Genomic DNA, 11,751 nt, shown 5'->3' with positions numbered 1-11,751 from the left:
TCAGCGCGAGAAATCGGCCGAAAATTCGCAGGGATTACGCGTTCGGCGCGAAGGGGATTACTTGTTCTGGAAGTGGGGCTTGCGCTTTTCGGCGAACGCCCGCGGCCCTTCCTTGGAGTCCTGGGAGAGGAACACCGGAATGCCGTTGGCGGTGTCGGGCTTGAAGGCTTCCTCCTCGTGCATTCCTTCGGTCTCGCGGATCGTCTTGAGGATCGCCTGTACGGCCAGGGGCCCGTTGTTCTCGATCACCTCTGCGATTTCCAGTGCTTTGGTCAGCGCCTGACCGTCGGGCACGACGTGGCCGATCAGGCCTATGTCCTTGGCCTCGGCGGCGGTGATGTGGCGTCCGGTGAGCAGCAGGTCGCAAGCCACGGTGTAGGGAATCTGGCGCACCAGCCGCACGGCGGACCCGCCCATCGGATACAGGCTCCACTTGGCCTCGGAGATGCCGAACTTGGCGCTCTCGCCGGCCACCCGGATGTCGGTGCCCTGCAGGATCTCGGTGCCGCCCGCGATGGCCGGGCCCTCGACGGCGGCGATCAGCGGCTTTTTCAGCCGGCGGCCCTTGAGCAGCGCATCGATGCGCGACGGGTCGTAGCTGCCGTCCTTGAAAGAATCGCCCGGGGGCTTCTGGGTTGCTGTCTTGAGGTCCATGCCCGCGCAGAAGTAGCCACCCGCCCCGGTCAGAATGCAGACCCGGATGTCGGGATCGTTGTCGACGCGGTCCCAGGCCTGGACCATGATTTCCATCATTTCCGTGCTCAGAGCGTTGCGCCGGTGAGGCCGGTTCAGGGTGACGATCAGGGTGTGGCCGCGCTGCTCGACTAGCGCGTCGGGGCCGGCTTGCTCGTTTGCTGACGCCTCGGCCACGGGTACCGCCTCTCACTCGACATTGGGGATGAGCTTGTCAAGAAATGTAACACGTTCTAGTTTGGTGGCCGTGGCCCTGAATATTGCCGACCTCGCAGAGCACGCTATCGACGCTGTGCCCGACCGTGTCGCCCTCATCTGCGGCGATGAGCAGCTGACCTACGCGCAACTGGAGGAGAAGGCCAACCGCCTGGCGCACTACCTGCTGGAGCAGGGTGTCAAGAAGGACGACAAGGTCGGACTCTACTGCCGCAACCGCATCGAGATCGTGATAGCGATGCTGGGCATCGTCAAGGCCGGCGCCATTCTGGTCAACGTCAACTACCGCTACGTCGAGGGCGAACTGCGCTACCTGTTCGACAACTCCGACATGGTGGCGCTGGTCCACGAGCGCCAGTACTCCGACCGCGTCGCCAACGTGCTGCCCGACACCCCGAACGTCAAGACCATCCTGGTCGTCGAGGACGGCAGCGACAATGACTACCAGCGCTACGGCGGTGTCGAGTTCTACTCCGCCATCGCCAACAGCTCCCCGGAGCGCGACTTCGGCGAGCGCAGCGCCGACGACATCTACCTGCTGTACACCGGTGGCACCACGGGCTTTCCCAAGGGCGTGATGTGGCGCCACGAGGACATCTACCGGGTGTTGTTCGGCGGAACCGACTTCGCCACGGGTGAATTCATCTCCGACGAGTACGACCTGGCCAAGGGCGCGGCGGCCAACCCGCCGATGGTCCGCCACCCGATCCCGCCGATGATCCACGGCGCCACCCAGTCGGCCACGTGGATGTCCATCTTCTCGGGTCAAACCACTGTTCTCGCACCGGAATTCAATGCCGACGAGGTGTGGCGGACGATTCACAAACACAAGGTGAACCTGCTGTTCTTCACCGGCGACGCGATGGCGCGGCCACTGCTCGACGCCTTGCTGGCGCACCAGGAGGCGGGGAACGAGTACGACCTGTCGTCGCTGTTCCTGCTCGCCTCCACCGCGGCGCTGTTCTCGCCGAGCATCAAGGAGAAGTTCCTCGAGCTGCTGCCCAACCGGGTCATCACCGACTCGATCGGGTCCTCGGAGACCGGGTTCGGCGGCACCAGCGTGGTCGCCAAGGACGCGCCGCACAGCGGCGGCCCCCGGGTGACGATCGACCACCGCACCGTCGTTCTCGACGACGACGGCAACGAGGTTCAGCCGGGCTCTGGCGTGCGCGGCTTCATCGCCAAGAAGGGCAACATCCCGGTCGGCTACTACAAGGACGAGAAGAAGACCGCCGAAACCTTCAAGACCATCAATGGCGTCCGCTACGCGATCCCCGGTGACTACGCAACGGTCGAGCAGGACGGCACCGTCACGATGCTCGGCCGCGGGTCGGTGTCGATCAACAGCGGCGGCGAGAAGATCTACCCCGAGGAGGTCGAGGCCGCCCTCAAGGGCCACCCCGACGTCTTCGACGCGTTGGTCGTCGGCGTGCCCGACCCCCGCTACGGCCAGCACGTTGCCGCGGTGGTGCAGGCACGGCCGGGGACCCGACCGGCGCTCTCAGAGTTGGACCGCTTCGTACGCTCCGAGATCGCGGGATACAAAGTGCCGCGCAGCCTTTGGCTCGTCGACGAGGTGAAGCGGTCACCGGCGGGCAAGCCCGACTACCGCTGGGCAAAGGAACAGACCGAGGCGCGGCCCGCCGACGACGTGCATGCGGCGCACGTCTCGGCCTGACGCAACTTGAGTAGTACTACGCATGCTTGATGCGTAGAAATGCGCGGGCATTCGCTCCCACCGCTCGGCGATGCTGAGTGCATGACAACCCGCATCGATATTCCCAGCCCGGCCGAACTGGCCACCAGTACTCCGGCTGATCGCGACCGCGCCATCGACGTCATTCGCATCGTTTCTCTCGTCGGCGTCGTCACCGGTCACACGGTGATGGCGATCAGCATCATCCGCAATCATGTGCTCGTCTGGGAAAATCTGCTCACCGTCTCCCCTATTTTCCGGGCCATGACCTGGCTCCTGCAGATCATGCCGCTGTTCTTCTTCGCGGGCGCCGCGGCCTGTGTGTCATCCTGGCGCCCGGGCGCCAACTGGGGCGGCTGGTTGATGAACCGCTGCACGCGGCTCTTCCGCCCGGTGTTCTACTACCTTGCGTTCTGGGCATTCGGGTTGACCGCGCTGTATCCGCTTCTGCCGCAACATATCTACGAGCCCGTCGCGGGTGTCAGCGTTCAGCTGCTGTGGTTTTTGGGAGCCTACGTGCTGGTGCTCGCCGCGATGCCGGCCCTTTCCCGGATCACCACGCCGGGTCGCCTGGCCGTCGGCGTACTCGCCGTCTATGGGGCCATCGCGGTCGTTGACGCCGCGCGGCTGCACTGGCACGCCGCGGCGCCGCTGGGCTACCTGAACCTCGCGGTATGGCTCATCCCCGCGATGTTCGGCGTCGCCTACCGTCGGCAACTCCTCACTGCGCGCACCGCGCTCATCACCGCCGTGACGCTGTTCGTCGTCGACGTTGCGTTGGTGCGTTGGGGTCCTTACGAATTGAGCATGGTCGGCACCGGAGACCGCCACCTGTCCAACACCAGCCCGCCGTCGCTGTTGCTGGCCGGGCACGCAATCATGTTGAGCGCGTTGGCGATCCTTGCCGCGCCGGCCATCGCCCGCTGGGCGCAGCGGCCGCGGGTGTGGTGGTGGGCCGCGGTCGGCAACTCCGGGGCCATGACCTTGTACCTCTGGCACATGCCCGCGCTGCTGGCCCTGCACCTGGTGTTCGACTATCTCGGGCACCCGCGTTACCCGGGTCAGCCCGATTTTCTGGACCTCAGCATCGCGCAGCTGCTCGTCATGGTCTTCGCGGTGCCGGTCTTGTTCGTCGCGCTGCGACCGCTGGAAAACAACCCGCTGGCCGGCTGGGACGGCGTCGGCGCCGTCACCTCGGCGCGCCGGGGCGCGGTCGTCGGTGTGCTGCTGTGCGTCGCCGGGGCGGCGACGCTTGCCCTGGTGAAGTGGGGCCTCAAGGATGACGGCTTGGTCTGCGTCGGCGTGGTGGTGTCGGCTCTGGTGTCCGCGCGGGCGCTGGCCGGCTCGCGGTGAGCCTAGTCGGCCTCGTCGTCGAGTCCGTGCTCAATCGCGTAGCGCGTCAACTCGACTCGGTTGGCCACCTGGAGCTTGCGAAACGTCGCCTGGACATGATTTTCGACGGTGCGATGGCTCAACGACAATCTCTCGGCAATCTGCTTGGCGGACAGCCCTTTTGCGACGTGACGCAATACCTCGGTCTCGCGCTCGGTCAGGCTGGGATGCTTCGATCCCGAGTCCTTGCTCTGGGCGATGCGGCGGTATTCGCCCAGCACCAAACCGGCCAGACTCGGAGTGAACACGGCCCGCCCGGCCGCGGTGGCCGAAACGGCCTCCGCCAGTTCGGCCGCCGACGCGCTCTTGACCAGATACCCCGTGGCCCCGGCCTTGACGGCCTCGAGCACGTCGTCGCGCTCGTCGGACGCCGACAGCACCAGCACTCGCGAGGACGGCGATACCGCGAGAACCTCAGCCGTCGCCCGCACGCCGTCGCCATCGGCCAGCCGCATGTCCATCACCACCACGTCGGGCCTGACCGCCGCCGCCCGGCGCCGCGCGGCGGCCACGCCGTCGGCGGTGGCGACAATGCTGAAGCCGCCCTCGGCCAGGTCGCGGGCCACCGCGTCGCGCCAGATCGGGTGATCGTCGACGACCATCACCGTCGTCGCGGAGTCAGCCATGGCGTCCACCTTCGCGCGGCACGCACAGCTCCCACTCCGTTCCTTCCCCCGTCCCGGTGTGCAGCCGGGCGGTACCGCCCAGCGAGGCCAACCGCCCCACAATCGACCTAGAAATGCCAAGGCGTCCCTGTCGGGCGGCCTCGTCCAGCCGACCGTCGGCGATGCCCACGCCGTCGTCGCGAACGCAGACCGTGACCGCATCGCCCAGGTCCTCCAACAGCACGAATGCGCGGGCAGCGGCGCCGGCATGCGCGCGCACATTGTCCAAGGCGTTGCCGACCGCGGCGTCGAGCTCTATAGCGGCCGAATGCGCAAGCGGTACCGGAGTTCCCGGCAGGCTGACCGACACGCGGTCGGCTTCCCTGCGGCGCAACAGCGAGCGGAAATCGATCGTCACCCGGTCCTGATCTTGGTCGATGTTCGCCGAGGTGACCCACCGTCGCAGCGCGCGTTCTTGCTCGCTCGCGAGATCTGCGAGTTCTGCTGTGGCTCCGCCGATTTCGCGGCCACGCCGAGCGACCAAAGCGAGCACCTGGATGGCGCCGTCATGCACCTCGCGCGACAGCCGCTCACGCTCTGCCGTGGCGGCGGCAAGCTGGGCCGCGCGTTGCAGTTCGTCGTGGGAGCGACGCGCGGTCTGCGCGGCCATGCCGATCGCCGCGCCGATCGCCACCTCGATGATGATCGTCGCGTTGTGCCCGAGGTTGAGCGCGAAGTAGTTCTTGACGGCGAAGTTGGTGATCATGACGACCAAACCGGTCAGCGTTCCGCCGATCGGGCCGAGCTGGATGGCGGCCGAAATGGTGGGGTTACTGGCCCACAGCGTCGTCGGCCAGGTCTGATTGTCGCTCGCCCATTGCGGGGAGGCGACGATGGTGTTGGACGCCATCAGCAGCACGGCGACCACAACTTCGGCAATCACCCACGCGGGCCTTCGGCCGAACCCCCGCAAGTAGGCGATCGCGCACGCCGCACTCCAGGCGATCAGCACCGCGAACAACACCCAGCCCAACATCGGTCGACGCAGATCCGGGTTGACGGCGATCTGAAAGCCCAAGGCGTAAACGCAGCTCACCAAACGGAACGCCTGCGCCGCACGCCACAGCGGCACAGTCGGGTCGGGACCGTGAGACGCCATCGGGCTCAGCATAGGTCGGTTGACGGGCGGGCGTGATTCACCGCCCGCGTCGGATCAGGCGGCTGCCGAGAAGGGGTCGTACTCGGCGAGCAGCTTCTCCACCCGGGCCTCGTCCAGTCGGACGCGTACGGTGGCGGCTTCCTGCTGATCGCGGATCACCTTCGCCAGCGTGAACGCACTGGAGACGAGAAACAGGACGGTGATTCCCAGGAACAGCCGCTGCCAAGGATCGAGAGGCAGGAAATAAATTCCGCCGAGTGCGCTGACGAAGCTCACGCCGAAGGCGACGGCGGCCTGAACGAAGAAGGCGGGTGTGTTCTTGGATGTGTTGTTCGGAAGACTCATGTCAATCATCATGTGGCAGATCGCGATCCGTGAAATCCGTACAACTACTCAGATCCGCCGGACCGGGACGCCCCCGGCGGCGCGACTAGAGTGGGACCCGGCATGGCCGATTTCGTCAAACGTCACCACGGCGCGCCCGATGGCTTCTTCGCCTGCGAGGCCGCCGGGCTGCGCTGGCTCTCGGCGGTCGACGGCGGCGTGGCCTGCGCCCGGGTCATCTCGTTCGAGGCGACCAGTCTGACGTTGCAGCGGCTGCAATCGGTGGCGCCGAGTCGCGAGGCGGGCCACGCGTTCGGCGGCCGGCTGGCCGTCACGCACGACGCGGGGGCGGCGGCGTTTGGCGCCGGGCCCGACGGCTGGGACGGGCCGGGATTTTTCGGGCCGCTGTCGCAGCCGTTGCCGATGTCGCTGCGGCGGCATCACAGCTGGGGCGAGTTCTACGCTCAGGAGCGACTGGTGCCGATGGCCGAGCTCGCGGCGGCGCGGCTCGATGCGTCGACTCGTCGCGCCGTCGACTCGGTGGTGGCGCGCTGCCGAGCGGGTGACTTCGACGATGACGACGATCCGGCGCGGCTGCATGGGGATCTGTGGCGCGGCAACGTGATGTGGACCGCCGGCGGCGTGGTGCTGATCGACCCGGCCGCGCACGCCGGTCACCGGGAAACCGACCTGGCGATGCTCGCGCTGTTCGATTGCCCGCATTACGACGCCATCCTCGAGGGCTACCAGCGGGTGCGCCCGCTGAACGCCGGGTGGCGCAACCGCATCGGCCTGCACCAGCTCTTCCCCCTGCTGGCGCACGTTGTGTTGTTCGGCCCGGGGTACGCGGGGCAGACCGCTGCCGCGGCCCGCGCCGCGCTCGCCGCCTGACCCCAACCCAGGTCCGGGCCTGGGTTGCCCGCCTCCTTCTCGCGCCGCTCCGCGGCGCGCATCGTCGGCGGGCCGGGCCTGGATTGCCCGCCTCCTCCTCGCGCCGCTCCGCGGCGCGCATCGTCGGCGGGCCGGGCTAAGGTCGAATCGCGATGACGATCGACGTGTGGATGCAGCACCCGACTGCGCGGTTCCTGCGCAGCGACATGCTGGCATCGCTGCGGCGATGGACGGGTGGGGCGATGCCGGACGCCGACATCCCGATTGACGTGACCGTCGCCTCGATGGACGCGGCGGGCGTCGACCTCGGCGTGCTGTGTGCGTGGCGCGGGCCGAACGGCCAGGACCTGATCTCCAATGATGAGGTCGCGGATTGGATTCGGTTGCACCCGAACCGGTTCGCCGGGCTGGCGACCGTGGATCTGGACCGCCCGATGGAGGCGGTCCGCGAACTGAGGCGGCGTCTCGCCGGCGGCTTCGCCGGCCTGCGGGTGGTGCCGTGGCTGTGGGGCGCGCCGCCCACCGACCGGCGCTACTATCCGTTGTTCGCCGAGTGCGTGGAGTCGGCGGTGCCCTTCTGCACCCAGGTCGGCCACACCGGCCCGCTGCGGCCGTCGGAGACCGGGCGCCCGATTCCCTACGTCGACCAGGTCGCCCTCGACTTTCCCGAGTTGGTGATCGTCTGCGGACACGTCGGCTACCCCTGGACCGAAGAAATGGTGGCTGTCGCCCGCAAACATGAGAATGTCTACATCGACACCTCGGCCTACACGATCAAGCGGTTGCCGGAGGAGCTCGTCCGGTTCATGAAGACTGCTACGGGCCAACGGAAGGTCTTGTTCGGCACGAATTACCCGATGATCGCCCACCAACAGGCCCTGGCGGGGCTGGACGATCTCGGGCTGACCGATAGAGCCCGCCGGGATTTTCTGCACGACAACGCCAAACGCGTCTTCAGACTGGAGGCAGTCAAGTGAACGGTGCTCAGTCCCTGATCAGTACCCTGGTCGAGGCCGGCGTCGACGTGTGCTTCGCCAACCCGGGTACCTCGGAGATGCACTTCGTGGCCGCACTCGACACCGTCGCCCAAATGCGCGGCGTGCTAACCCTTTTCGAAGGAGTAGCGACCGGCGCGGCCGACGGGTATGCCCGCATGGCCGGCCGGCCCGCGGCGGTGCTGCTACACCTGGGCCCCGGATTGGGCAACGGCTTGGCCAACCTGCACAACGCGCGCCGGGCCCATGTCCCGATGGTGGTCGTCGTCGGCGACCACGCGACCTATCACAAAAAGTACGACGCCCCACTGGAATCCGATATCGACGCGCTGGCCGGCAGCGTCTCGGGCTGGGTGCGCCGCACCGCGACGGCGGCAGATGTGGCGATCGACGCGGCCGAGGCGATCGCCGCGTGCAAGGCCGGTCCTTACATCTCGACGCTGATCCTGCCCGCGGACGTTTCATGGTCGGAGGGCGCGGTTCCCGCCGCACCGGCGCCCGCGCAGCCGCCGGTGGCCGACCCGCTGCTGGCGCCCGAGGTGGCCGAGGTGCTGCGCTCGGGGGAGCCGACGGTGATCATGGTGGGCGGCGACGCGACCCGCGCTCCCGGCCTCGTCGCCGCCGCGCGGATCGCGGCGGCGACCGGCGCCCGGTTGCTCTGCGAGACCTTCCCCACGCGGCTCGAGCGCGGCGCCGGCGTCCCCGCCGTCGACCGGCTGGCATATTTCGCCGAGGCCGCCGCGGGCCAGCTGGACGGTGCCAAGCACCTCGTGCTGGCCGGCGCCAAATCCCCGGTGTCCTTCTTCGCGTACCCCAATACGCCCAGCGACCTGGTGCCGGCCGGCTGCGACGTGCATGTGCTCGCCGGGCATAGCGGCGCAGCCGACGCCCTGACGACGCTGGCCGACGAGCTGGCGCCCGGCACCACCGCGCCGGTGGCGGCCCCGTCGCGCCCCCAGTTGCCCACCGGCGCCCTGACCTCCGTGTCGGCCGCCGACGTGATCGGGGCGCTGCTGCCGGAACGGGCGATCGTCGTCGACGAGGCGAACACCTCGGGTCTGCTGCTCCCGCAGGCCACCGCCGGCGCGCCGGCCCATGACTGGCTGACCCTGACGGGCGGAGCGATCGGCTATGGCATCCCGACCGCGGCGGGCGCCGCGGTCGCCGCTCCCGATCGCCCGGTGCTCTGCCTGGAATCCGATGGGTCGGCGATGTACACGATTTCGGGCCTGTGGACTCAGGCGCGGGAAAAGCTCGACGTGACCACCGTGATCTACGACAACAGCGCCTACGACATCCTGCGGATCGAGTTGCAGCGCGTGGGCGCCGGATCGGCGCCCGGTCCCAAGGCCCTGGACCTGCTCGACTTATCTCGACCCACAATAGATTTCGTCAAGATCAGCGAGGGCATGGGGGTGCCGGCTCGTCGTGTCAGCACCGCCGAGGAATTCGCCGAGGCCCTGCGCGCAGCGTTCGCCGAGCCCGGGCCGCATCTGATCGACGCGGTCGTGCCGTCAATAACGGGCTAACCCGGGCACCCGGCTGACGATCCAATCGGCCAACGCGTTGAGCACGTCGACGCCGGCTTCCAACCCTTCGGCCTGGGCCGCCAACGCGACACCCCACTGCCCCGACTGCGTTTCCACGATGCCGAACTGCCGAACCAGGTAGCCGTTGTCGACGCCCGGTCCCCAACCGCCTTTGGCGGCAAAGCCTTTGGCGGCCAGGCCCCATCGGTGCTCGGCGGTGAGGTTGCCCATCAGGTCGACGACCTCGGTCGCGCCGGGAATCGTCGGCAGCTCCGCCGCGAAGCGGGCCTGTCGCTCCAGGGTCCACTGGGTTTGGCCGAATGCGGTGTAGCCACGGCGAAGCCGCCGCGATTCGACCACTGTGGCGTCATCGCCGGCCTCGGCAATGACGCCCTGCACTATCCGCGCCGCGTCCGACGGATCGCCCAGTCCGGCCCATAATTGCTCGGACGCCGGGTTGTCAGATTCTGTGATCGTCTTGACGGCAAGGTCTTTGGCGCGCGGCCAATCGATGCGCAAGGCCGCGATCGTCAACGGCACCTTGATCGTTGACCAGGCAACACCGGAGCACCACCGCCCCAGTGAAAAGGCGCGGTCGGGCCGGACGATCGCGATACCGACCTCGGCGGGCACCGACGCGGACAGCTGCTCGAAGCTCGCTTCGAGGGCAACCTCAAGGGGCCGGGAGGTCATGGGATCAACGCTGAATCGGCCAGACGGGTTCGTCGCAGTCGACGCCCTCGGCCGACAGCTGTCGCTTCAACACCTTGAACGTCATGGTGCGCGGCAACTCCGCGCTGACTCGGACGTAGGACGGCCATTGCTTGGGTCCCAGGTCGGGCTGCTCGGCCAGAAACGCCCGGAACTGGTCGGCGTCGAATTCGGTGCCGGCCCTGAGCACCACCGCGGCCATCACCTGGTCGCCGACTATCGCGTCCGGCACCGGATACACCGCCACCTCGGTCACGCCGGGATGGCGCAGCAACACCCGTTCGATCGGGGCGGCACCCAGGTTTTCCCCGTCTACCCTCATCCAATCGCCCAGGCGCCCAGCAAAATACGCGTAGCCCGCCTCGTCGCGGTAGGCAAGGTCGCCACTGTGGTACACCCCGCCGCGCATCCGCTCGGCCATGGCGGCCTCGTCGTTGTAGTAGCCCTCGAACGCCCCGGCCCCGGTCGTGTTCACCAGTTCGCCGGCGACGCCCGGTGGGCAGGGTTGGCCGGTGTCCGGGTCGATGATGTCGACTCCGTCGGGCAGCGGCCCCAGAGCGCCGTCGGGTGTGTCCGGCGTGCGTGCGATGGCCACGCCGAGCTCGGTGGAGCCGAACCCATCCTGGACGCTGCAGCCGAACCGCCGGCCGAATCGCTCGATATCGCGTGGCACGCCCTCATTGCCGTATACCGCGCGCAACGGGTTGTCCGCATCGTCGGGTTGCTCCGGCGTGGCGAGCACGTAGGACAGCGGCTTACCCACGTAGTTGGCGTAGGTAGCGCCGTAGCGGCGCACATCCGGCAGAAACCCAGAGGCAGAAAACCTGCGCCGCAACGCCATTGATCCCTGAGATGCCACGGCGACCGACCAGCCGACCAGCACCGCATTGGAATGGAACAACGGCATCGACACATAGCAGACGTCGTCGCGGCCGAGTCCGAAGCGCTCCAGCATCCGCCGGCCGGCGGATGCGACCTTGCCGTGGCTGACCATCACCGCCTTGGGGTCACCGCTGGTTCCCGACGTGAAGAGCAGCATGAAGAGGTCCGCGGGTGCGGGTGATGCGAAGACGACCTCGGCGCTGTGATGTGCGGCGACTTCCGTGGCCCACTCGGCGGTGTCGACGTTGACATGCTCGATACCGTCCAGCGCCGCAGCGGAATTCGAGTCCGCCAACACCAGCTGACAGTCGGCGCGTCGGATGTCACGGCTGAGCGCCTCGCCTCGCCGCACCGGGTTGAGGCCCACCGGCACGATGCCGGACATCCCCGCTGCCACCAGCATCGCCGAAAAGAACGGCGTGTTTTCCAGCAGCACGCCGACGTGCGGCGGCTTGCCCGGGTCCATCCGCGCGCGCAGCGTTGCCGCCAGGGCGGCGGCAAGCTGGACGTGGTTGCGCCAGCTGGTGAACGAGTCTTCGAAGTAGACGCCCCGGTCCTCGATGTTGGCCAGCGGTACCAGCAGGTCGGTGACGGTCGGGTCAGTCGAAGTATCCAACGGAGCCCTACTCCTCCTCGGTTCGCTACCCGAACCGCATCG

General features: G+C 67.9%; 11 protein-coding genes. 5 read left to right on the top strand and 6 right to left on the bottom strand.

Annotated elements, in window-relative coordinates; all coding sequences use genetic code 11:
* Positions 1-57: 57 nt before the first annotated feature.
* Entirely contained in the window at positions 58-870 is an 813-nt protein-coding gene (locus MSG_RS22365) for a crotonase/enoyl-CoA hydratase family protein (protein ID WP_096443120.1), read from the bottom strand.
* A gap of 64 nt (positions 871-934) precedes the next feature.
* On the opposite strand from MSG_RS22365, the gene MSG_RS22360 reads away from it, so the two are divergent.
* Entirely contained in the window at positions 935-2,587 is a 1,653-nt protein-coding gene (locus MSG_RS22360; RefSeq protein ID WP_096443118.1) for an acyl-CoA synthetase, read from the top strand.
* An 81-nt stretch (positions 2,588-2,668) separates the two neighbouring features.
* A complete protein-coding gene (locus MSG_RS22355; RefSeq protein WP_096443116.1) occupies positions 2,669-3,958 on the top strand; it encodes an acyltransferase family protein in 1,290 nt (429 codons plus the stop codon).
* A 2-nt stretch (positions 3,959-3,960) separates the two neighbouring features.
* Here MSG_RS22355 and MSG_RS22350 read toward each other — a convergent pair whose 3' ends face one another.
* From MSG_RS22350 to MSG_RS22340, 3 genes are read right to left on the bottom strand one after another with little or no spacing between them, the layout of a single operon-like run.
* Positions 3,961-4,623: a response regulator gene (locus MSG_RS22350; RefSeq protein ID WP_096444731.1), complete on the bottom strand. Its 663-nt coding sequence runs from the start codon at positions 4,621-4,623 to the stop codon at positions 3,961-3,963.
* Positions 4,616-5,773, bottom strand: coding sequence for a MacS family sensor histidine kinase (macS, locus tag MSG_RS22345; protein ID WP_096443114.1), 1,158 nt, complete (start codon positions 5,771-5,773; stop codon positions 4,616-4,618). The genes MSG_RS22350 and macS overlap by 8 nt, the downstream gene beginning before the upstream one ends.
* A 42-nt stretch (positions 5,774-5,815) precedes the next feature.
* Positions 5,816-6,106: a YiaA/YiaB family inner membrane protein gene (locus MSG_RS22340; protein ID WP_096443112.1), complete on the bottom strand. Its 291-nt coding sequence runs from the start codon at positions 6,104-6,106 to the stop codon at positions 5,816-5,818.
* 102 nt (positions 6,107-6,208) lie between these two features.
* Between MSG_RS22340 and MSG_RS22335 the strand changes: the two genes are divergently transcribed.
* From MSG_RS22335 to MSG_RS22325, 3 genes are all read left to right on the top strand, one after another.
* Entirely contained in the window at positions 6,209-6,976 is a 768-nt protein-coding gene (locus tag MSG_RS22335; RefSeq protein ID WP_096443110.1) for a fructosamine kinase family protein, read from the top strand.
* Positions 6,977-7,128: 152 nt separating this feature from the next.
* Positions 7,129-7,953 carry an amidohydrolase family protein gene (locus MSG_RS22330; RefSeq protein ID WP_096443108.1) on the top strand — a complete coding sequence of 275 codons (825 nt, stop codon included), beginning with the start codon at positions 7,129-7,131 and terminating at the stop codon, positions 7,951-7,953.
* Positions 7,950-9,500, top strand: a complete 1,551-nt coding sequence (locus tag MSG_RS22325; protein ID WP_096443106.1) for an acetolactate synthase large subunit — start codon at positions 7,950-7,952, stop codon at positions 9,498-9,500. Before MSG_RS22330 ends, MSG_RS22325 begins: the two co-directional genes overlap by 4 nt.
* On the opposite strand, the gene MSG_RS22320 is transcribed toward MSG_RS22325, so the two are convergent.
* Complete coding sequence (locus MSG_RS22320) at positions 9,486-10,193, bottom strand: hypothetical protein (protein WP_096443104.1); 708 nt, start codon at positions 10,191-10,193, stop codon at positions 9,486-9,488. The two genes, MSG_RS22325 and MSG_RS22320, sit on opposite strands and share 15 nt — an antisense overlap.
* Positions 10,194-10,197: 4 nt before the next feature.
* Positions 10,198-11,709, bottom strand: a complete 1,512-nt coding sequence (gene fadD17, locus MSG_RS22315) for a long-chain-fatty-acid--CoA ligase FadD17 (RefSeq protein ID WP_096443102.1) — start codon at positions 11,707-11,709, stop codon at positions 10,198-10,200.
* Positions 11,710-11,751 lie beyond the last annotated feature (42 nt).

It is taken from the genome of Mycobacterium shigaense, from assembly GCF_002356315.1.
GTDB classification, from domain to species: domain Bacteria; phylum Actinomycetota; class Actinomycetes; order Mycobacteriales; family Mycobacteriaceae; genus Mycobacterium; species Mycobacterium shigaense.
Note: the sequence above shows the minus strand (reverse complement) of the source record. Positions and strands in the feature narration are given on the sequence as shown.